The sequence below is a fragment of the Variovorax sp. AC194 genome (assembly GCF_979257995.1).
Genome location: NZ_OZ409823.1, coordinates 861,226 through 881,695 on the forward strand (window position 1 = coordinate 861,226; position 20,470 = coordinate 881,695).

At 67.7% G+C, this 20,470-nt stretch carries 16 protein-coding genes; 9 read left to right on the forward strand and 7 right to left on the reverse strand.

Annotated features, from left to right (window positions below; translation table 11 throughout):
- The first annotated feature begins 191 nt into the window (after nt 1-191).
- From ACZYRS_RS04170 to ACZYRS_RS04180, 3 genes are all read left to right on the forward strand, one after another.
- On the forward strand, nt 192-1,463 hold the full coding sequence (locus tag ACZYRS_RS04170) for a Glu/Leu/Phe/Val family dehydrogenase (protein ID WP_463418220.1): 1,272 nt from the start codon (nt 192-194) through the stop codon (nt 1,461-1,463).
- 33 nt (nt 1,464-1,496) lie between these two features.
- Complete coding sequence (locus ACZYRS_RS04175) at nt 1,497-2,150, forward strand: nucleoside/nucleotide kinase family protein (protein ID WP_463418221.1); 654 nt, start codon at nt 1,497-1,499, stop codon at nt 2,148-2,150.
- Nucleotides 2,151-2,234: 84 nt separating this feature from the next.
- On the forward strand, nt 2,235-2,885 hold the full coding sequence (locus tag ACZYRS_RS04180) for a DUF2242 domain-containing protein (RefSeq protein ID WP_463418222.1): 651 nt from the start codon (nt 2,235-2,237) through the stop codon (nt 2,883-2,885).
- Nucleotides 2,886-2,894: 9 nt separating this feature from the next.
- On the opposite strand, the gene rocF is transcribed toward ACZYRS_RS04180, so the two are convergent.
- Nucleotides 2,895-3,806, reverse strand: coding sequence for an arginase (gene rocF / locus ACZYRS_RS04185; RefSeq protein ID WP_463418223.1), 912 nt, complete (start codon nt 3,804-3,806; stop codon nt 2,895-2,897).
- Between the two features lie 35 nt (nt 3,807-3,841).
- Nucleotides 3,842-5,896 carry a prolyl oligopeptidase family serine peptidase gene (locus tag ACZYRS_RS04190; protein ID WP_463418224.1) on the reverse strand — a complete coding sequence of 685 codons (2,055 nt, stop codon included), beginning with the start codon at nt 5,894-5,896 and terminating at the stop codon, nt 3,842-3,844.
- 178 nt (nt 5,897-6,074) lie between these two features.
- Here ACZYRS_RS04190 and ACZYRS_RS04195 point away from each other — a divergent pair, with 178 nt between their 5' ends.
- The 5 genes from ACZYRS_RS04195 to ACZYRS_RS04215 all read left to right on the forward strand — a co-directional run bounded on the left by ACZYRS_RS04195 (nt 6,075) and on the right by ACZYRS_RS04215 (nt 10,710).
- On the forward strand, nt 6,075-7,769 hold the full coding sequence (locus tag ACZYRS_RS04195; protein WP_463418225.1) for a WS/DGAT/MGAT family O-acyltransferase: 1,695 nt from the start codon (nt 6,075-6,077) through the stop codon (nt 7,767-7,769).
- Nucleotides 7,770-7,907: 138 nt separating this feature from the next.
- Nucleotides 7,908-8,468 carry a hypothetical protein gene (locus ACZYRS_RS04200; RefSeq protein WP_463418226.1) on the forward strand — a complete coding sequence of 187 codons (561 nt, stop codon included), beginning with the start codon at nt 7,908-7,910 and terminating at the stop codon, nt 8,466-8,468.
- A 215-nt stretch (nt 8,469-8,683) separates the two neighbouring features.
- The gene (locus ACZYRS_RS04205) at nt 8,684-9,181 is read left to right on the forward strand and encodes a phasin family protein (RefSeq protein ID WP_463418227.1); all 498 of its coding nucleotides are present in this window, start codon (nt 8,684-8,686) and stop codon (nt 9,179-9,181) included.
- Nucleotides 9,182-9,205: 24 nt separating this feature from the next.
- Nucleotides 9,206-9,841, forward strand: a complete 636-nt coding sequence (locus ACZYRS_RS04210; RefSeq protein ID WP_463418228.1) for a TetR/AcrR family transcriptional regulator — start codon at nt 9,206-9,208, stop codon at nt 9,839-9,841.
- Between the two features lie 95 nt (nt 9,842-9,936).
- On the forward strand, nt 9,937-10,710 hold the full coding sequence (locus tag ACZYRS_RS04215; protein WP_198788404.1) for an esterase/lipase family protein: 774 nt from the start codon (nt 9,937-9,939) through the stop codon (nt 10,708-10,710).
- Between the two features lie 58 nt (nt 10,711-10,768).
- On the opposite strand, the gene ACZYRS_RS04220 is transcribed toward ACZYRS_RS04215, so the two are convergent.
- Nucleotides 10,769-12,262: a WS/DGAT/MGAT family O-acyltransferase gene (locus ACZYRS_RS04220; protein WP_463418229.1), complete on the reverse strand. Its 1,494-nt coding sequence runs from the start codon at nt 12,260-12,262 to the stop codon at nt 10,769-10,771.
- 241 nt (nt 12,263-12,503) lie between these two features.
- Between ACZYRS_RS04220 and ACZYRS_RS04225 the strand changes: the two genes are divergently transcribed.
- Nucleotides 12,504-14,270 (forward strand): long-chain-fatty-acid--CoA ligase, encoded by a 1,767-nt coding sequence (locus ACZYRS_RS04225; RefSeq protein ID WP_463418230.1) that lies wholly within the window; start codon nt 12,504-12,506, stop codon nt 14,268-14,270.
- On the opposite strand, the gene ACZYRS_RS04230 is transcribed toward ACZYRS_RS04225, so the two are convergent.
- The 4 genes from ACZYRS_RS04230 to ACZYRS_RS04245 all read right to left on the reverse strand — a co-directional run bounded on the left by ACZYRS_RS04230 (nt 14,189) and on the right by ACZYRS_RS04245 (nt 20,457).
- Complete coding sequence (locus tag ACZYRS_RS04230) at nt 14,189-14,917, reverse strand: winged helix-turn-helix domain-containing protein (RefSeq protein WP_463418231.1); 729 nt, start codon at nt 14,915-14,917, stop codon at nt 14,189-14,191. The genes ACZYRS_RS04225 and ACZYRS_RS04230 overlap by 82 nt on opposite strands.
- 212 nt (nt 14,918-15,129) lie before the next feature.
- The gene (locus ACZYRS_RS04235) at nt 15,130-18,348 is read right to left on the reverse strand and encodes a bifunctional cytochrome P450/NADPH--P450 reductase (protein ID WP_463418232.1); all 3,219 of its coding nucleotides are present in this window, start codon (nt 18,346-18,348) and stop codon (nt 15,130-15,132) included.
- Between the two features lie 129 nt (nt 18,349-18,477).
- The gene (locus tag ACZYRS_RS04240; RefSeq protein WP_463418233.1) at nt 18,478-19,734 is read right to left on the reverse strand and encodes a branched-chain amino acid ABC transporter substrate-binding protein; all 1,257 of its coding nucleotides are present in this window, start codon (nt 19,732-19,734) and stop codon (nt 18,478-18,480) included.
- Nucleotides 19,735-19,758: 24 nt separating this feature from the next.
- Nucleotides 19,759-20,457: a TetR family transcriptional regulator gene (locus tag ACZYRS_RS04245; RefSeq protein WP_463418234.1), complete on the reverse strand. Its 699-nt coding sequence runs from the start codon at nt 20,455-20,457 to the stop codon at nt 19,759-19,761.
- Nucleotides 20,458-20,470 lie beyond the last annotated feature (13 nt).

Consider the following 20,470-nt stretch of genomic DNA (forward strand, 5'->3'; position numbering starts at 1 on the left):
CGCATCTGCGTGATCGATAACCCGTCGATGACAGTTTGGTTATCTGCCGGTCGCTCGCCCGATTTGCAACGGAAACAACGCCGCCTAACGTCTCTTGCATAACCGCCAGCGCGGCGCGCATAAGCCATGGCGCGACGGGCGCGAGAGGTCTATCGTTGCGGCCACCTCAGTTCCAATCCAAGGGATCTCCCATGAGTGAAAAACTCTCCTTCGTCTCCCCCACCGCCAACAGCCCGTGGGGAACGTATCTCTCCCAGGTCGACCGTGTCGTGCCGTACCTCGGCCCGCTGGCCCGCTGGGTCGAAACCTTGAAGCGCCCCAAGCGCGCGCTGATCGTGGACGTGCCGATCGAGATGGACGACGGCACCATCGCCCACTTCGAGGGCTACCGCGTGCAGCACAACATGAGCCGCGGCCCGGGCAAGGGCGGCGTGCGCTTCCACCCCGACGTCACGCTGGAAGAAGTGATGGCGCTGTCGGCCTGGATGACCATCAAGACCGCCGCGGTGAACCTGCCCTACGGCGGCGCCAAGGGCGGCATCCGCGTCGACCCGAAGAAGCTCTCGCTGCAGGAGCTGGAAAAGATCACCCGCCGCTACACCAGCGAGATCGGCATCATCATCGGCCCGCACACCGACATTCCCGCGCCCGACGTCAACACCAACGGCCAGATCATGGCCTGGATGATGGACACGTATTCGATGAACGTCGGCGGCACCGCCACCGGCGTTGTCACCGGCAAGCCGCTGCACCTGGGCGGGTCGCTGGGCCGCGTGAAGGCCACCGGCCGCGGCGTGTTCGTCACCGGCCGCGAAGCGGCCCGTCGTCTGGGCATGGACCTGCGCGGCGCGCGCATCGCGGTGCAGGGCTTCGGCAACGTGGGCTCGGTCGCGGCCGAACTCTTCGCCGAAGCGGGCGCCAAGATCGTGGCGGTGCAGGACCACACCGGCACCATCGTCAACACCAACGGCCTGGACCTCGCGACGCTCATTCCCATCGCCAACAAGGAAGGCGTGATCGCCTTCAAGGGCGGTGACGTGGTGCCCAACGAAGCCTTCTGGGACACGGCCTGCGACATCCTGATCCCGGCCGCCCTCGAAGGCCAGATCACCGCCGAGCGTGCGCAGAAGACCACCGCCAAGCTGGTGCTCGAAGGCGCCAACGGCCCCACGGTGCCCACGGCCGACGACATCCTGGCCGAGCGCGGCGTGCTGGTGGTGCCCGACGTGATCTGCAACGCCGGCGGCGTGACGGTCTCGTACTTCGAATGGGTGCAGGACTTCTCGTCGTTCTTCTGGGACGAGGACGAGATCAACGTGCGCCTGGACCGCATCATGATGAACGCGCTCAACCAGATCTGGGATACGGCCGACAAGCACAAGATCTCGCTGCGCACGGCGACTTATGCGGTGGCTTGCGAACGAATCCTCATGGCACGCCAGGAGCGCGGCCTGTACCCCTGATTTTTTGACGGAAAGGGGCGCTACGCTCGGGGCATGACCACCATGCCCGTGCAGAAACTCCCTTCCATTCCCGCGGACGGCCTGGCCCGTCTGCAGGCCCTCATGGCCAGCGGGCAGCGCCAGCTGCTGGGGCTGGTCGGCGCGCCCGGCGCGGGCAAGTCCACGCTCGCGATGGCGCTGCGCGAAGCTGTCGGCGCCGACCGCGCGCAGGTCGTGCCGATGGACGGCTTCCACCTCGCCAACGTCGAACTCCAGCGCCTCGGCCGCGCCGCCCGCAAGGGCGCGCCCGACACCTTCGACAGCGCCGGCTACGTCGCAATGCTGCAGCGGCTGCGCGACCAGCGCCCCGGCGGCGACATCGTCTACGCCCCCGAATTCCGCCGCGAGATCGAGGAGCCGATCGCCGGCGCCATCGCGGTGCTGCCCTCGACGCAACTCGTCATCACCGAAGGCAACTACCTGCTGCACGACGCCGGCCCGTGGGCGGGCGCGGCGGCGATGCTCGATGAGTGCTGGTACGTGGACATCGACGACGCGGTGCGCGAAGCGCGGCTGGTCGCACGCCACCGGCAGTTCGGCCGCAGCGCCGAGGCCGCGCGCGACTGGGTGGCCAGCACCGATGCGCCCAATGCGCGGCTGATCGCCGCCACGAAGGCGCGGGCGCATCACGTGCTGATGTGGTCCTGAAAATAATCCGCTGCGAGGGAACGCCGGCGCGCCGCCGCGCTCGAAGCCTTGCCGGCGGAGGCGCCGGTTAGCATTCGCCGCGCCATGCCGTCCCACTTCAATTCCTTTTCTTCTTCATCCCTTCGCACGCCGGTCCTCGTCCTGGGCCTTCTGTCCGCCCTCGTGCTCGCCGGCTGCGGCAGCACTTCGCGGCGCGTGTCGTACGAGCCGGAGGAGTTCGACTCCACCACCACCCACACGCGCAATTACGCCGCCACCGAGGGCCAGACCTGCGAAGCCGCACGCCGCGCGCTGCTGAGCCAGGGCTACATGGTCACCGCGGCCAACGCCGACCTGGTGACCGGGCGCAAGAGCTTCCAGCCGGCGGCCGAGGTGCACGTCGAGGTCGAGTTCCGCGTGGTCTGCGCGCGGGAGGGCGGCAAGGCCGGCAAGCAGAGCACCGTGGCTTTCGCAACCGCGCTGCAGGACCGCTACGGCATCAAGAAGGTGAACAACTCGGCCAGCGTGGGCGTGGGTGCCTTCGGCTCGCTGTCGCTGCCCTTCGCCGGCAGCGACGACGCGATGGTCAAGGTGGCGAGCGAGACGCTGACCGACGAGCGCTTCTACGACCGCTTCTTCACGCTGATGGACCGGTTCCTGGAAGGCGGCGGCGCCGATGCACCGCCGGACATGCCGGCCGAAGCGCCCACGCCGGCCATCAGCTTCCCGGTCGCTCCCTCGCCCAACCGCGGCTGATCGCCTGGGTCAACGCACCAGCGTCGACTTGCCGAACAGGCTCTCGATCAGCTCCACCGCCACTTCCGCGGTCTGGTTGCGCACGTCGAGCGCGGGGTTGAGTTCCACCACGTCGAGCGAAGACAGCCGCCCCGTGTCGGCGATCATTTCCATGCACAGCTGCATCTCGCGGTAGGTCGGCCCGCCGCGCACGCCGGTGCCCACGCCGGGCGCGATGTTCGGGTCCAGGCAGTCCAGGTCGAAGCTCACGTGCAGGTGGGTGTCTTCGTCCACGTCCTGCAGCGCCTCGGTCATGGTGGTGCGCATGCCGTGCTCGTCGATGTGGCGCATGTCGAACACGTTCAGGCCGAGCGTGCGGATGGCCTCCTTCTCGTCCGCATCGACGCTGCGGATGCCGATGAAGCGGATCGCCTCGTGCGCCAGCGCCGCGCGCTCGCCGCTCCAGCCCGTCAGTTCCGCGGGCCCGTGGCCCAGCAGGCACGAGACCGGCATGCCGTGCAGGTTGCCGCTGGGGCTCGTGGTCTCGGTGTTGACGTCGGAGTGCGCATCGAGCCACAGCACGCGCAGCTTCTTGCCGCGCTTGCGCGCATGCCAGGCCACGGCGCTGATCGAGCCGATCGCCAGGCAGTGGTCGCCGCCCAGCATCAGCGGCACATGGTTGGCGCCGAGCGCCGCGTCCACGGCGTTGTAGACCGAGCGGTTCCACGCGATCACCTCCGCGAGATGGCGCAAGCCGTTGGCCGGCGGCGCCCAAGGCGTGGCGGGGCCCGCGAGGTTGCCGCGGTCGATGACCGTGAAGCCTTGCTTGGCAAGCGCCTCGGCCACGCCGGCCACGCGCAGCGCATCGGGGCCCATGCCCGCGCCGCGCACGCTGGCGCCGATGTCGGTCGGTGCGCCGATCAGTTCGAGGGTGGTGTTCATTCAGGTGACCTCCGTGCGGGGAGCGGCCCGGCGGCTCACGCCGGCTTGCCTATGTGTTGCCAGAGATACGCGTAGCCCAGCGCATCCATGAAGGCGGACTCCTTGTTGTCCGTGGCCGCGCTGTGGCCGCCTTCCATGTTCTCGTAGAAGCTGCTGTCGTGGCCCAGTGCGACCATCTTCGCGTGCATCTTGCGCGCATGCACCGGGCCCACGCGGTCGTCGCGGGTCGAGGTGGTGAAGAGCGCGGGCGGATAGCGTACCTCGGCCTTCGCGTTCTCGTAGGGCGAGAAGGTGCGGATGAAGGCCCATTCCTCGGGCTGGTCGGGGTCGCCGTACTCCGCGATCCACGAGGCGCCGGCCGACAGGTGCGTGTAGCGCTGCATGTCCAGGAGCGCCACTTCGCTCACGATCGCGCCGTAGAGCTGCGGGTACAGCGTGAGCATGTTGCCCATCAGGAGGCCCCCGTTGCTGCCGCCCATCGCGCCCAGGTGCGCGGGCGAGGTGATCTTGCGCGCGATGAGGTCCTCGGACACGGCCGCGAAATCTTCGCAGGTGCGAAGCCGGTTCTCCTGCAGCGCGGCCTGGTGCCAGCGCGGGCCGTACTCGCCGCCGCCGCGGATGTTGGCGATCACGTAGACGCCGCCCTGCTCGAGCCACGCGCGCCCGATGCTGCCGCTGTAGCTGGGCTGCAGCGAGATCTCGAAGCCGCCGTAGGCGTACTGCAGCGTGGGGTTCGTGCCGTCGGCCTTCAGGTCCTTCGGGGCGATCTCGAAATAGGGCACGCGCGTGCCGTCCTTGGACACCGCGAAATGCTGGCTCACGGCGTAGCGCGATGCGTCGAAGAAGCCCGGGCTGTCCTTCAGCACCTCGGGCTCGCCCCGGCCGATGGTGCCGATGTAGAGCGTGGTCGGCTGCAGGAAGCCGCTCACGGTGAGGAAGTAGTCGTCGTTCTCGTCCTCGTCGATGCCGCCGGCTGCGATGGTGGAGAGCGCGGGCGCGCCGCCCAGGCCCTCGCGCTTCCACGGGCCGCTGGCCTGCGGCGTGAGCACTTCGAGCTGGTTCACCACGTCGTGCATCACGTTGAGGATGAGGTGGTGCCGCGTCCACGAATGGCTGTCCAGCGCCGTGGTGTCGTCGGGCTCGAACAGCACGGTGAGCGCGCGCTGGCCCGCCATGTAGTCGTCGAACTTGGCGGCCAGCAGCGAGCCCGACCTGTAGGTCGCGCCGCCCACGGTCCAGTCCTCGCGCGGCTCGATCAGCATCCACTCGCGGCAGATGTCGGTGTTGGAGTCGTCGGGCACGTCGATCTTGGTGAGCGTGCCGTCGGCGCCGCGCAGCCAGGTCTCGCTCTCGTAGAAATCGATCTGGCGCGAGACGAAATCGCGCTCGAAACCGGGCGTGTTGTCGCGGTAGGCGCTCACGGACATGTCCTCGTGCGCGCCTTCGTACACCGCGGTGGCGGCCGCGAGCGGCGTGCCGCGCTTCCACTCCTTCACGATGCGCGGGTAGCTCGAGCTGGTCATCGAGCCGGGGCCGAAATCGGTGGCCACGTAGAGGTGGTCGATGTCTTTCCAGCCCACGTGGTTCTTCGCTTCGGGGAGCGTGAAGCCGCCTTCGACGAAGGTCTTGCTCTGCAGGTCGAACTCGCGCACCACGTCGGCATCGGCGCCGCCGCGCGAGAGCGAAACGAGGCAGCGCTTGTAGTCGGGCTCCAGGCAGTCGGCGCCGTGCCACACCCAGTTCTCCTTGTCGGTGGCGGCCAGCGCGTCGATGTCGATCACGGTTTCCCACGCGGGCTGGGGCTTGCGGTACTCGGCCAGCGTGGTGCGGCGCCAGAGGCCCTTGGGGTGGTCCTTGTCGCGCCAGAAGTTGTAGAAGAAGGGGCCGATCTTGCGGACCATCGGAATCCGGTCGTCCGAGTCGAGCACCTCGAGGATGCCCGCCTCGAGCGCCTTGAAGGCGGGCGATTGCGCGTAGGCCTGCACGGTCTTCGCGTTCTCCTGGCGCGCCCAGTCGAGCTGGGCGTCACCGTCGATCTCTTCGAGCCAGAGGTGATCGTCTTTCGGAGTCGGGGAGGGGTTGGATGTCATGAATGGCAGTGTACGGAGCCCTCGTGAAAAAGGCGCTGTGAGCAGTTGTTGCGGGCGCGGTCACTTTTTCATTACTCGGGAAAACCTCGGTGGAAACACTGAAGCGGGCGGGGCCCACGAGCGCCACCTGCGGGGTATCCTGCCGAACGGCGCATGCCCCACCAAGGAGACACAACACATGAAACACCTGAGCGGACTTGATGCCACCTTCCTGCACCTGGAGACGCCCGAGATGCCGATGCACGTGGGCTCGCTCAACGTGCTGGACTTGCCCAAGGGCTACAAGGGCGATTTCTACGAAGACGCCAAGCAGTTCATGGCCAGCCGCATCCACCTGGCCGATGTGTTCACGCGCAAGCTCGCGCTCATGCCCTTCGACATGTCCAACCCGGTGTGGGTGGACGACGAGGACATCGACCTGGACTACCACGTGCGCCACATCACGCTGCCCAAGCCCGGCACCAACCGCCAGCTGCAGCAATACGTGGCGCGGCTGCATTCCACGCTCATCGACCGCAGCCGCCCGATGTGGGAGTTCTTCATCATCGACGGCCTGCAGAGCGGCCAGGTGGCGCTCTACACCAAGGTGCACCACGCGGGCATCGACGGGCAGGCCGGCGTGGAAGTGGGCAAGGCCATCTTCGACCTGGAGGCCACGGGCCGCGTGGTGAAGCCGCCGCGCTCGCGTCCGCGCGGCAACGGCTACCAGCTTGGCATGGCCGAGCTCGCAACGGCGGCGCTGCGCAACACGGCGCAGCAGTACGTCAAGCTCTTCAAGATGGCGCCCGCCATCGCGCGTGCAATCGGCGGCCTGGCCAAGCCCGACGAGAAGGCGGCCGAGAAGGCCGCGGCCACCGCGCCGAAGAAGTTCAACCTCTTCGCGCCGCGCACCTCGCTGAACGTATCGATCACCAACCAGCGCACCTTCGCCGGCCGCACCATCTCGCTGGCCGAGACCAAGTACATCGCCAAGCACTTCGGCGTGTCGCTCAACGACGTGGTCATGGCCACCGTGGCCGGCGCGCTGCGCCACTACCTGGCCGACAACAACGAGCTGCCCGCCAAGCCGCTGGTGGCCGGCGTGCCGGTGAGCCTGCGCGAAGCGGGCGACGACACGGCCAACAACCAGGCCAGCATGATCCTGGTGAGCCTGGCCACGGACATCACCGACCCGATCCAGCGGCTGAAGGCGATCAACGCGTCGTCCAACAGCTCCAAGTCGACGATGAACCGCTTCAAGGCCGTGATCCTGGATGACTTTCCCACCTTCGCCGCGCCCTGGCTGGTGTCGGGCATCGCCTCGATGGTGGGCCGCTCGGGGCTCGTCAACCTGTTGCCGCCCGCGGCCAACGTGGCCATCTCCAACGTGGCGGGCGCGCCGTTCCCGATGTACTTCGCGGGTGCGCTCGTCACCTGCTACTACCCGGTGTCGATCGCCAGCCACGGCACGGCGCTCAACGTCACGGTGCAGAGCTACAACGGCCGCATGGACTACGGCCTCATCGCCTGCCGCCGCGCGGTGCCCGACATCACCGAGATCGGCGACTACATGCTGGCCGAGCACAAGCTGCTGATGGAACTGACGCAGAAGCACCCGTCCGCCGCCGGCGTCACGGCGCCCAGGCCCGCGCCTGTGGCGTCACATGCGCCGGAGGTCGAGGAGGCCGCACCCGCTGCGAAGAAGCCGGCCGCGCGCAAGAAGGCACCGGTCAAGGCTGTGAAGGCGGCCACGGCGGTGGCCAAGGCACCGGCGAAGAAGGCGCCGGCAAAGAAGGTCACCGCGAAGGCCATCAAGACGACGGCCGCCAAGCCCGCAGCCCGAAAAGCCGCACCGGCCAAGCGGGCCGGCGCCTCCAGGGCCGCCGCAGCGTGATCAAGAGGCCCTGGGCCTCGAAAATTGGGGCAGTTGGACTAGTTTTCCGACGGTTCTAGTTTTGCAGGCCTAGGCCCTTCGGAAGAAGATGGGGCCATCGCATCCAGCGACCCATTCAACTTCAAGGAAATCTTCATCATGTCCACGCAAACCACCCTCGCTTCCGCCGCCATCCACGTCGTCGGCCAATACAACGACGCAGGCAAGACCCTGGTCGGCGCCTACCGCACCGGCGTGCATCGCCTCCTGGGCGGCGCCGCTTCGCGCTACAGCAACTTCCTGGGCAACCGCCAGATTCCGCTGGTGAGCGAACAGATCAAGGCCAACCTGATCGGCGCGCAAGAGAAGGTCAACGGCTTCCTGGCCAACCGCCTGGACATCGACACCAGCCGCATCGTCTCGGTGATGGACCGCGTTGCCGCCGGCACCGCGAGCGGCATCGAAACCGTGGCAGGCCGCGTCGCCCGCGTCGAATCGCCGGTCGCCACCTCGGTGCTCAACACGCTGAACGCCATCAACCAGCCGATCGCTACCGTCTCGGTGCAGATCGCCGACCGCATCGCCGCCGGCGCCAAGCAACTCGAGACCCGCGTGGCTGGCACGGACGGCGAAATTGCCAAGCCCGTGCGCACCGTGAAGGCCAAGGCCGCCGCGGCCAAGAAGCCGGTTCGCCGCGCTGCTGCCCGCAAGGCAGCCTGAGAAGGTGTGAACGAATCCGCCATGCCCGCTCATCCCGCCCAGACACACCCGCTCGGCGTTGCAAATGCTCGCCATAGCCCGAGCTATGGCTGCGCTTTGCGCCTTGATCGGGTGCGCCTGGGCGGGCTGCTCGGGCACGCCGAATTCATTCGCACCTTCTGACCCCCGAGGCGCTCTGCGCCTCTTTTTCTTTCTGCTATCTGGAGCACCACTGAATGGCGACCCGCACCGACGAAACTGCAAAGTTGAAGAAGAAGGCGACGCCTGCGAAGAAAGCTCCGGCCAAAGCCCCGGCTGCCAAGAAAGCCGCGGCGCCCCGCAAGGCGGCCCCTGCTGCGAAGAAAGCGGCGGCCACCGCACCCGGCAAGGCCGAAGGCCTGCTGCGTGCCGGCCTCAAGGCGCTGGACAACGTGCGCAGCGACGTCGCCAAGCGCCAGGCCAACGTGATCGAAGGCCTGCTCGGCATCGGGCAGGGCAAGGCCGATACGGCCAGTGCGAAGGCCGCGCTCACCCGCGGCTTTCCGAGCCTGGACAGCTTCGGCATCCGCAAGTTCGAGGACGTGTTCGACCAGCGCGTGGCCACCGCCCTGCAGCGCCTGGGCATGCCCAGCACGGAAGAGGTGCAGGCGCTGCGCGACGAGGTGGCGCACCTGCGCGAACGCCTCGCACAGATCGAGAAGAGCCAGAAGAGCAACGCCGGCGGCAAGCGCTGAGCGACGGCACAAGCCCAACCGGTTGTGGCCAGCACCAACACCACGCGCGATCGCATCCTGCAGACCAGCCTCGCGCTGTTCAACGCGGAAGGCCTTGCGGCCGTGTCGACGCACAAGATCGCCGCCGAGCTCGGCATGAGCCCGGGCAATCTGCACTACCACTTCAAGGCCAAGCAGTTGATCGTGGAGTGGCTGTTCCGGCGCTTCGAGCAACGGCTCGAAACGCTCAACAGTTCCTCGCCATCGATCTCGGCCATCGACGACCTCTGGCTCGCGCTGCACCTGCGCTTCGAGGCCATCGACGAATACCGCTTCATCTACCGCGACATGGCCTTCCTGGCCAGCGAGTACCCGGCCCTCGGACAGCGCGCGCAGGCGCTCACCGCGCAGAACCTCCTGGCCGCGCAAATGCTGTGCGAAGGGCTCGTCGCCTCGGGCGTGATCGAGACGAGCGCCGAGCAGGCGCGCATCCTGGCGCTGCAGATGGTGTTCACCACCACCTGCTGGCTGTCGTTCGAACGGCTGGTGCCGGGGCGCGACGCGCTGGCGCAGGCCGATCCCGGTTTGGCGGCTTTCTACACGCTCACGCTGGTTTCTCCGTATGTTTCCAGCGAATCGAGGGCTTACCTTGATTACCTGAGGGGCAAATACCTCGGATAACTGACGATGTCGTCCGACGGGAGAGTGCAACCATGGCCCCTCAAGCTCGTCCTCTCAAAGATAAAACGCCAAAGATCCGAAAGGAAGCCGCCTCCATGACCACCGCAACCCACGATCACATCGCGCCGCCCTCGCGCCTGCTGCTGCTGGCAGAAGCGCGCGCCCTCTGGGAGACCGGCGCCGGCATCGCCATGTGGCCGCTCCTGCAACTCACGCCGCGCGGCGACGGGCACCCGGTGCTCGTGTTGCCGGGCCTGGTGGCGAGCGACGTTTCCACCCTGCTGCTGCGCCGCTACCTCGCGAGCCGCGGCTACGACGCGCACGGTTGGGGCCTCGGCCGCAACCTCGGTCCGCGCGAAGGCGTGGAAGACGGCATGGTCGAGCTGCTCAAGACCCTGAACGACAAGAGCGGCCAGAAGGTCAGCGTGATCGGCTGGAGCCTGGGCGGCGTCTATGCGCGGCTGCTGGCCTCGGCCCATTCGGGCCTCATCCGCAACGTCATCACGCTGGGCAGCCCGTTCTCCGGCAGCCCGCGCGCGACCAACGCATGGCGCGTGTACGAAGGCGTGAGCGGCCAGAGCTCGCACGACCCGCGCCGCATGAAGTTCGTCGAGCCCACGCCGCCCGTGCCGACCACCTCGATCTTCAGTCGAACCGACGGCGTCGTCGCCTGGCGCTGCAGCCTGGAGAAGACCGGCCCGCAATCGGAAAACATCGAGGTGATGGCGAGCCACCTGGGGCTCGGCGCGCACCCCGCGGTGCTCTATGCGGTCGCCGACCGGCTCGCGCAACCCGAGGGCGAATGGAAGCCCTTCAACCGCGGCCTGCTGGGGCCGCTGGTGTATCCCGATCCAGACCGCGACATGTGATCGATAGATCGCGCGCTCCATGAAAAAAGCCGGCAGATGCCGGCTTTTTTCATGGGCGTCAGGCCGTTGCCCGCGCCCTGGTTTTCTTCGCTGCGGGCTTCTTTGCGGGCACGGGGATCACCACACTTGCAGCCGGCGTCTCCTGCATCCGCGCCATCAAGAGCTTGTGCTCGGCCAGCATGTAGTCGCCGATCTCGATGACGTCCGGCACCGCGCGGCGGCAGGCGATGAGGCCGTAGTCCATGCGCCCGTTGTAGCTCTGCACCGTCACGTTGAGCGCGGTGCCGTGCGCCGCGATCGACACCGGGTAGTTGCACGTCACCAGCGCGCCCGCGAAGTACATCGGGAAGGGCGCGCCCTGCACGTTGGAGATGGCCACGTTGATCATCGGCGGCAGCACGTTCACCAGCCCCGAGCGGCCGATCAGCGAGGCCATTCCCGACATGAACCACGGCGCGGCGAAGATCGGGAAGTCGTCCAGGATCAGCGGCTTGAAGCGGTTCACCACCGACTTGGATGCGTTCGACGACAGCGCGATCTGCTGGAGGCGCTCCACCGGGTCGGCGACGTCGCTGGCCAGGCTCACGGTCATGCCCGTCACCTGGTTGTTGGCCGTGCTGTCGCCCGCTTCGCGCAGGCTCACCGGCACGCCGGCCACCAGCGATTTGGCGGGCAACTCGTTGCTGTCGGCGAGGTAGCGGCGCAGCGCGCCCGAGATGGTGCCCATCACCACGTCGTTGAGCGACACGCCGAAGTGCCGCGCGATCTGCTTGGTCTCGGCCAGCGAGATGGTGCGGCCCGCGAAGCTGCGCTGGTTGGTGATCGGCACGTTGAACGGCGTGCGCGGCGCGAGCAGGTTGAAGCGCCTGGCGAACGAGCGCGGGTCCTTGGCAGCCGTGGCATCGCTGCGCTGCGCGAGCCCGCGCGCCGCACGTCCGAGCGCGGGCATCAGCTTCACCACCTTGATGTATTGCGCCGCCGTGTTGCGCAGCGCAGCGCCGGCCAGCTCGGCCACGCCCAGCTGGTAGCTGCTGCGGCGCGCACGCGGGCGCGGCGGCTTCACCACGCGGCCCGTGGGCGCCATGTCGAAGATGGCCTTGCCCACCTCGATGCCCGCCTGCCCGTCGATGCCCGCGTGGTGCATCTTGGTGTAGAGCGCGACCTGCCCGCTCTTGAGGCCATCGATGATGAAGAACTCCCACAGCGGTCGGCTGCGATCTAGCAGCGTCGAGTGCAGCCGCGCCACGTACTGCTGCAACTGGCGGTTGGTGCCCGGCTGCGGCAGCGTGATGTGGCGCACGTGGTAGTCGATGTCGATGTCTTCGTCCTCCACCCACACCGGGTTCGACATGTCGAAGGGCATCAGCGCGAGCTTGCGCGTGAACACGGTCGCCAGGTGCAGGCGCGCCGCGAGGCAGGCCTTCGCGTCTTCGTAGAAATCGCCCTGGTAGCCCTCGGGCAGGTCGAGCACGTTGAGCGAGCCCACGTGCATCGGCATCTCGGTGGTCTCGAAGTGCAGGAAGGTGGCGTCGACGCCGCTCAGGTGTTTCATGATGGCAAGCCTCGGGGTGGACCTGCGATTGTTCCCATCGGCGCGCGCTTTGACGCGGCACGACCGCCGGTGTTTACCCGGCAGCTTTGTATGCCCGTGCATGTGCCGCGTCGGCGCCGCGCGGGCCCATACATTCCCAAGGGGAAACCCCGCATCCGAATGCGCGCGAAGGGCCTCGCCGAACCGCCGGCAAGGGCGTAACGTGTTCCTGCTGTTGCCACACATCAGGGAGCCCGCACCCATGACGACCAGACCGCTACTGGCTGACGCCCACCCCTGGGTCTCCTCCTACCCCGCCGGCGTGCGGTGGGATGCGCCGCTCGCGCGCACGCCCGTTCCGCAGCTGCTCGAAGAAGCCGCCGCGCAGTGGCCCGACCGGCCCTTCCTCGACTTCATGGGCCGCCGCATCAGCTACCGCGAATTCGGCGCGCTGGTCGACCGCGCGGCCTGCGGCTTCCAGAAGCTGGGCGTCGGCCCCGGCGTGCATGTGGGCCTGTACCTGCCCAACTCGCCGCACTATCCGGTCGCGTTCTTCGGCGTGCTGCGCGCGGGCGGCACGGTGGTCAACTATTCGCCGCTCGATGCGGAGCGCGTGCTCGAGCACAAGGTCGAAGACAGCGAGAGCGACTTCCTCGTCACGCTCGACCTGGCCGCGCTCTATCCGCAGATGGCGCGGCTCATGGGGCACTCGCGCCTGAAGAAGCTGATCGTCGGCGCGCTCGACGAATACGCCGGCGCGCCCGGACCCACGCGCGCCCAGATGCAGGGCGCGGGCCTGCTCGCGCCGATGGCCGACGACGCGCACCACATGACGTTCGCGCAGCTGCTGGACAACGACGGCCGCCACGACTACCGCCCCGTCGCCGATCCGGCCGATGCCATCGCCGCGCTGCAGTACACCGGCGGCACCACGGGCCTGCCCAAGGGCGCGATGCTCACGCACGGCAATCTCACGGCCGCCTGCGCGCAGTACGTCGAAAGTCTCTCGGGCAATGAAGCCATCGTGGCCTTCGGCGAGGAGCGCATCCTCGCGGTGCTGCCGCTCTTTCACATCTATTCGCTGGTGACGAACCTGCTGATGGGCATTCGCCTGGGCGCCGAGATCATCCTGCACACGCGCTTCGATCTCGACACGGTGATGAAGACCTTCGACGCGCGAAAGATCACCGTCTTCTCGGGCGTGCCGACCATGTACATGGCGATGATCGGCCATCCGAAGGCGGGCGAGCTCGACCTGCGATCGCTGCGCTCCTGTGGCTCGGGCGGCGCGCCGCTGCCGGTCGAGGTGGCGCAGAAGTTCTTCGCGCTCACGGGCTGCCAGATCAACGAGGGCTGGGGCATGACCGAGACCTCGCCCACCGGCAGCTTCACGCCCGCGCGCGGCCGCCGCAAGGCCGGCTCCTGCGGCATGCCGTTGCCGGGCATCACGCTGTCGATGCGCGACCTCGTGGACCCCGACCAGGAGATGCCGCTCGGCCAGCGCGGCGAGCTCTGCATCTCGGGCCCGAACGTGATGAAGGGCTACTGGAAGAACGAGGCGGCCACGCAGGCCAGCATGACCGGCGACGGGTTCTTTCGCAGCGGCGACGTGGCCTACATGGACGAGGACGGCTTCGTCTTCATCGTCGACCGCACCAAGGACATGCTGCTGTGCGGCGGCTTCAACGTGTACCCGCGCACCATCGAGGATGCGATCTACGAGCACCCTTCGGTCGAAGAGGTGTCGGTGATCGGCATCCACGACGAGTACCGCGGCCAGTCGCCCAAGGCCTTCATCAAGTTGAGGGACGGGGCCGAGGCCTTCTCGCTCGATGAACTGAAGCGCTTCCTGAAGGACCGGCTCGGCAAGCACGAGATGCTGCAGGCCATGGAGATCCGCGCCGAGCTGCCTAAGACGGCCGTCGGCAAGCTCTCCAAGAAAGAGCTCTACGACGAAGAGAACGCCAGGCGCGGGGTGGGTAGCTCGGGCACATCAGGCACCTCGGGCGCCACGGTGAGCAGCTCGTAGCCGCGCTTGTAGGCGGCGCGCAGCAGCACGCCGTTTTCCTCGCGCAGGTCCAGCTTCTTGCGGATGCCGGCCGCGGCGATGTCGAGCGCACGCGCCCCCTTGCGCGGCAACTGCTTCCACAGCGCGATCCACAGGAAGTCGCGCGTGAGCAGATGGTCGGGGTTGCGAAACAGCATGAACGCGAGCTCGAATTCGCGCGGGTCGAGCTTGAGTTCGCGGCCCCGGTGCAGCACGGCCCGGCGCTGTGCCAGCAGCCGGTAGTCGCCGCAGACCAGGTCGTCCGTGCGCGTGGTGTGCGGCACCGGGCCGCGTGCGCGCGAGAGCAGGGTGCGCATGCGCCATTCCAGTTCGTGGTCGGCGATGGGCTGCAGCGCGAAGTCGGCGATGGCGTGGTTCCAGTCGAGGGTGTCGAAGTCGGGCGGCGCATGCCAGAGCGCGTCGTCCGTCAAGAGCAGCGTGGGCAGGCCCAGTTGGCGGCAGGCGGTGGCCAGCTCGTGCCAGGCCACGGTGCCCGACGGGTTCAGCAGCAGCAGGCCGAAGCGCCAGCCGTTGCGCAGCGCCGCCAGAAGGTCCGTGGCATTGCGGAACAGGGTGGGGGCATGGCCCTTGGCAGCGAGCCTGCGTTGCAGCGCAGACCGTTGATTCACATCCCCGTCCACGACAGCCACGCGCAGCGGTTCATCGGCCCTGACCATGCTCCAAGTCTCCCCGGTTCCAGAAGTTGAACGAATCGCGAAATCTCGGAATCTCGGGATATCGAGATCGCGATGCCGTCGATCTTCTGCGGGGAGGCCTAGGCGTGAAAAACTAGAACCGTGGGAAAGCTAGTCCAGATGTTCCAATTTTCTTCGGACGCGGGTCAGGTGCCCGCCCACACGTCCAGCACATAGCGCTGGTCGGCAATCATCTGGTCCATCCAGGCGTTGCTGTCGTGCCCATGCTCCCGCGCGATGTCGGTGAGCGTGCGGCGCACGTCGGGCTCCATGCGCGAGCCGTCGCCGCACACGTAGATCACGCCCCCGGCTTCCAGCAGCTTCCACACGGCCGCGGCCTGCTCGCGGATCAGGTCCTGCACATACACCTTGCGATCGCCCGAGCGCGAGAAGGCGGTGTGCAGCTTCATGAGGCCGCGGTGCGACCAGGCCTGCAGCTCCTGGGCGTAGATGAAATCCTGCGCCGGATGGCGGCAGCCGAAGAACAGCATCGCCTCGCCCAGCGCCTCGCCGCGCTCGGTGCGCGCCGCGCGCTCCTGCAGGAAGCCGCGGAACGGCGCAAGGCCGGTGCCGGGGCCGATCATGATCAGCGGACGGTTGGCATCCTCCGGCAGGCGGAAGCCCTCGGCCGTGGTCTCGCGGATCACGCCGTGCACCGTGTCGCCCGCCTCGGCGCGCGCCAGGTAGTTGGAGCACACGCCCTCGAAGGTGCCGTTGCCCGAGAGCGCGGGCTCGCTCACCACGCCCACGGTGACGCTGCAGCGGCCCGGCGTCATCGCCGGCGACGAGGAGATCGAGTAATAGCGCGGCGACAGCGGCGACAGCATTTCCAGGAACACCGCGAACGGCACCTGGCAGGCGCGGTGCTCTTCGAGCAGCTCAAGGAGCGACTTGCGCTTGTGCAGCACCTCGGCCTTGTACGCGGCCTGCGCGGCCTCGTCGCTGCCCGAGAGCGTCATGAGCTTCGGCTTGGTGAAGGGACACTCGGTGTGCGCCGCGAGCGTGGCGATCTGCTTGCGCGTGGCCACGTCCTGCAGCTCGACGTAGTCGCCCAGCAGGCGATCGACCGCGATGACCTGGTCCACCGGCAGCGCGGTCTTGCGGCCCGGTGCGGCCGAAAGGCGCACGTGCGCCGAACGGTCGAAGCCGAAGCGCGCCATCGCGCGCTCGACCTGCGCGGGGCTGTTGCGCGGCACCACGCTCAGGTGGTCGCCGGGCACGTAGTTCACGCCCTCGGGCAGCATGAGCTCGACGTGGCGCGTGGAGCGGCTGCTGCCGGCCTCGCTGCCGGGGCTTTGCAGTTCGCGGTTCTCGACCACGCGCAGTGCCACGGCGCCCAGCGCATCGACCAGCGCGTTCTTTTGCGGCGGCGGCAATTCCTCGAGCTTGTAGAGCGGCTCGGCCTCGGCCGGCGTGTCGGCGCCGGCCTTGATGCCGAAGGCCTTCACCAGCGTCGGCCAGAGCGCATCGCTCCAGTCCTGGAAGGCGCCGTCCATGTCTTCGCGCGCATCGCCTTCGCCGCGCGGGTGCACGCGGGTGGCGCCCAGCGTTTCGAGCCGTTCGTCGATGCGGCGCGGCACGGCCTGGTAGGTGGCGGCCCAGTCGGTGTTGCCGCAGCCGAACACGCTGAAGCGCACGCCGTTGAGCGCATCGTCGGCCTTGTCGAGCCAGCGGTGGAACTCGGCCGCGTTGTCGGGCGCCACGCCGTTGTACGAGGCGCAGACGATCGCCACGGCGCCGTTGGCCGGCAGGCGCTCGGCGTAGTCGTCCAGCGACGCCACCTGCGTGGAGAAGCCGCGCAGCTCGCCGGCCTCGGCCAGTTGCCGCGCGAGGTCTTCGGCCGTTCCGAGATTGGAGCCCTGCAGCACCAGCAGCGAGGTGCCGTGGCGCGCCGCCTGCGGCTTGCGCGCGATGGGCTTGGCTGGCGCATCGGGCGCGGCAGCCGCCTCGCCGTTGCCGCGCGGGCGCGAGGCCGGGTCGCGCAGGAGCGCCTTGATCTTGAAGTTCTCCGGCTTGATCGTGAGCGCTTCCTTGATCTTGAGCTTGTAGCCCGTGTGATCGACCAGGTTGAAGCGCTGCAGGATCATGCCCAGCGTGAGCACCGCTTCCTGCAGGGCGAACTGCCGCCCGATGCAGGCGCGTTGCCCGTTGCCGAAGGGCTTGAAGGCATTCACCGGCCGCTCGCGCTCGGCTTCGCGGCTGAAGTGGTCGGGGTTGAACTCGTCGGCGTCCTCGCCCCACACGCCCTTGTCACGGTGCAGCGCCAGCGCATGCATGATGACCATGTTCTTCTTCTTGATCGTGTACTGGCCGCCGATGGTCGTGTCTTCCTTGGCGCGCATTGCGATGGCCGGCGCCGTCGGGTACAGCCGCAACGCTTCCTTGAGCACCTGCATCACGTACTGCAGGCGATTGACCTGCGCATAGGTCGGCTTCTGCGTGGTGTCGGGCCCGAACACGCTGTCGACTTCGGCCTGCGCCTTGGCCAGCGCCTGGGGGTTCTTCAGCAGGAAGTAGGTCGCGAACGACAGCAGGCCGCTGGTGGTTTCGTGTCCCGCGATGAGAAATTCGATGCACTCGTCGCGGATCATCTTGTCGTCGAGCTTCTCGCCGCTCTTCTTGTCCACGCCCGCGATCATGTAGCTCAGGAGGTCCGGCTTGGTGGCGATGTCGGCACCGCTCGCGCGCCGCTCTTCGATGATGTCTTCCACCATCTTGTGCATGAAGCGGATGTCCTTGCGCTGCTGCGCCAGTTCCTTCTTCAGCATCAGCTCCTCCAGCGGCAGGCCGCGGCGGTTCTGCACCGTCTCCAGCGTGCGCACCATCGCATCGACGAAGGGATGGAAGCCCTCGCGGTAGAACGAGTTGAAGCGGTAGCCGAAGCCGCACAGGCCGATGGTGTCCAGCGTGAGCGCGGTCATGTCGCGCACCACGTCCACCTCCTCGTCGAAGTTCAGCCGCTCCCACTTGGTGACCAGCTGGCTCGCGATGTCCAGCATCATCGGGTGGTAGGCCTGCATCGCGCGCTGGCTGAAGTTGGCCAGGAGGATGTTGTGCGGCTTGGACCACGTCTCCTCGTGCGTGTCGGAGGTGAAGAGGCCGTGCGATGCGGCGCGCAGCCGGCGCAATGCGCCGCGCGTGCTCTTGTCGAAGCGCGCTTCCTCGCAGAGCTCGTCCACCAGCGCGGGCGAGGACACCACGATCACCGGCATGCCCGGCATGTCGAGCCAGTAGATGCCGCCCAGGTCCTGCGCGATCTTCCACATGTCGAGCACGGGGGAGTCGGAGCCGATCGACAGCAGGTTGCCGACGAAGGGTTTCTTCGCCGGATGGGGGATCGGATAGAGCGAGTTCTTGCCTGCCATTTGGTGTTGTGCCTTTGGAATGGACCCGCTTCGGAAATCCGGGAGGTATCACCCGGAGTATCCCGACGGCACAGGGGGCAGGCAGGACGGGGTTTCCCCTAGAAATTGTCTGCGCCCGTCATGCGTTGCTCAGGGCCGCACCATCTTGCACTCCGTGCCCTGCGCGAGCTCGTTGCCCGTATAGACCGCATCGGTGCGGAAACCATAGTTCGTACCTTCCCAGCCCGTCTTCACCGCCTTGCCGTCCACCGGCGCGATGGTGTTGACCACCTGCGGCAGCAGCAGCTGGTGGTCTTCGGCGCGCATGCGCACCGGGCCGACCACCGAATCGAAGCTCAAGTCTTCGAGCGCGCGGGCCACCTTCACGGTGTCGGCGCTGCCGGCCTTGTTGATGGCGGCGGCCAGCAGGCGCGGCGTCATGTCGATGCGCGGCGCGAGAAAGTCCTTGCCCGTCTTGGCCTTGTAGGCCTTGGCGAGCGCATCGGCCTTGGGCGTATCGGCCTGGCCCGGATGCCATTCGGCCACCCAGGTGAGTTGCCCGGTCTTGGCCTGCGACACCGCGGTGACCGTGCCCGGCACGGAGCCCGCGCTGTGGTTGAAGTAGCGCAGGTTGTAGCCCGCGTCGCCCGCGGCTTTGAGCAGCAGCGTCATGTCCTGGCCCCAGTTGCCGGTGATGACCGAATCGGCGCCGCTCTGGCGGATGTTGGCGATGTAGGGCGCGAAGTCCTTCACGCGGCCGATGGGGTGCAGCGCCTCGCCCACGAACTGCACGTCGGGCCGCGCGAGGCCCACCATCTGCCGGCCGTAGCTGGCCCACTGCTTGCCGTGCGCGTAGTCCTGGTTCAGCAGGTAGACCTTCTTCACATCGGGCGTCTTCTTGATGTAGTTGGCCAGCGCCTTCATCTTCATCGCCGTGTTGGCCTCGGTCTGGAAGTGCCAGAAGCTGCAGCCCTTGCCGGTCATCTCGGGATCGATGGAGGAGTGGTTCAGCACGATGAGCTCCTTGCCCGGGTTGCGCTGGTTCCAGCGCGTCACCGATTGCACCAGCGCCGTGACCACCGAGGAGCCCGAGCCGCCCGTGACGATGGCCTTGGCGCCCTGGTCGATGGCCGCCTGCAGCGCGCTCTGGCTCTCCTGCGCCGAGAGCTTGCTGTCGAACTGCAGCAGCTGCAGCTTCGTGCCGCCGAGCACGCCGCCCCTGGCGTTGATGTCCTCGATGGCGTACTGCGTGTGCATCAGCATCAGCTCGCCGACATTGGCGAAGGGGCCCGAGAGCGGGTCGATGTAGGCGATCTTGTAGGTGGGCTGCTGCGCGTGCGCCGCACCGGCGATGCAAAGCAGGCAGGCAAGGGCGATCCGCGCCGGGGGCGCCTTCTTGAACTTCATGGTGTGTCTCCGGAGGTTTGGAAATCAGTCTTTGGCGCAGAGGCCGATCACGCGGCTCGCGAGCATCGTGAGTTCGGCCACCACCTCGTCGGGCGAGAGGCGGCCGCCGGGGCGGTACCAGCTGTACAAAAAGCCCGGCAGGCTGCAGGCCGCGAGCGCGGTGATCTTGGTTTCGCCGAAGTCGAGGTCGCCGTCGCGCCGCGCCTCTTCGAGCAGCGGGCACAGGAGGTCGTAGAAGTGGTGTGCGAGCTTCTTCTGCGCGGCGATGTATTCGGGGCGGTACACCTGCGGCTCGCGGTACGCGAAGAACGCAACCGGGTGGTGCGCGATGGTCGCGCGAATGAGCCGCTCGATGCCTTCGAGCACCTTCTCGCTCGCGCGGCGCGGGTCGCCCGCCGCGAAATCCAGCGCGGTGAAGCAGTCGACCGCGGGGCGCCACGACAGCGTCTCGAAGATCTCCTGCTTGTCGCGGAAGTAGTAGTACACGAAGGGCTTGGTCACGCCGAGCGCACGGACGATCTGCGCCATCGTCGTGTTGGCGTAGCCCTGCGCGGCGAAGAGCTGCGCGGCCGCCTGCAGGATGCGCTCGCGCTGCGCGTCGGTGCCCTGCGTCGCGGCGCGCTGGCGGCCGGTGCCCTGCGGCAGGTGCGGCTGTGCCGTGGTGGCCGTCGGTTGCTCGTTGGCCCCAGAGGGTTTGTGCCGTGTCGCGAAAGTTATACCCATGGGTAGGATTGTT

What these genes read in the sequence shown, in the direction of transcription:
- ACZYRS_RS04215 (WP_198788404.1), top strand. Translation starts at nt 9,937, where the DNA reads ATGACCACCGCAACCCACGATCACATCGCGCCGCCCTCGCGCCTGCTG.
- ACZYRS_RS04220 (WP_463418229.1), bottom strand. Translation starts at nt 12,262, where the DNA reads ATGAAACACCTGAGCGGCGTCGACGCCACCTTCCTGCACTTCGAGACC.
- ACZYRS_RS04200 (WP_463418226.1), top strand. Translation starts at nt 7,908, where the DNA reads ATGTCCACGCAAACCACCCTCGCTTCCGCCGCCATCCACGTCGTCGGC.
- ACZYRS_RS04175 (WP_463418221.1), top strand. Translation starts at nt 1,497, where the DNA reads ATGACCACCATGCCCGTGCAGAAACTCCCTTCCATTCCCGCGGACGGC.
- ACZYRS_RS04190 (WP_463418224.1), bottom strand. Translation starts at nt 5,896, where the DNA reads ATGACATCCAACCCCTCCCCGACTCCGAAAGACGATCACCTCTGGCTC.
- ACZYRS_RS04245 (WP_463418234.1), bottom strand. Translation starts at nt 20,457, where the DNA reads ATGGGTATAACTTTCGCGACACGGCACAAACCCTCTGGGGCCAACGAG.
- ACZYRS_RS04195 (WP_463418225.1), top strand. Translation starts at nt 6,075, where the DNA reads ATGAAACACCTGAGCGGACTTGATGCCACCTTCCTGCACCTGGAGACG.
- ACZYRS_RS04240 (WP_463418233.1), bottom strand. Translation starts at nt 19,734, where the DNA reads ATGAAGTTCAAGAAGGCGCCCCCGGCGCGGATCGCCCTTGCCTGCCTG.
- ACZYRS_RS04170 (WP_463418220.1), top strand. Translation starts at nt 192, where the DNA reads ATGAGTGAAAAACTCTCCTTCGTCTCCCCCACCGCCAACAGCCCGTGG.
- rocF (WP_463418223.1), bottom strand. Translation starts at nt 3,806, where the DNA reads ATGAACACCACCCTCGAACTGATCGGCGCACCGACCGACATCGGCGCC.
- ACZYRS_RS04180 (WP_463418222.1), top strand. Translation starts at nt 2,235, where the DNA reads ATGCCGTCCCACTTCAATTCCTTTTCTTCTTCATCCCTTCGCACGCCG.
- ACZYRS_RS04205 (WP_463418227.1), top strand. Translation starts at nt 8,684, where the DNA reads ATGGCGACCCGCACCGACGAAACTGCAAAGTTGAAGAAGAAGGCGACG.
- ACZYRS_RS04225 (WP_463418230.1), top strand. Translation starts at nt 12,504, where the DNA reads ATGACGACCAGACCGCTACTGGCTGACGCCCACCCCTGGGTCTCCTCC.
- ACZYRS_RS04235 (WP_463418232.1), bottom strand. Translation starts at nt 18,348, where the DNA reads ATGGCAGGCAAGAACTCGCTCTATCCGATCCCCCATCCGGCGAAGAAA.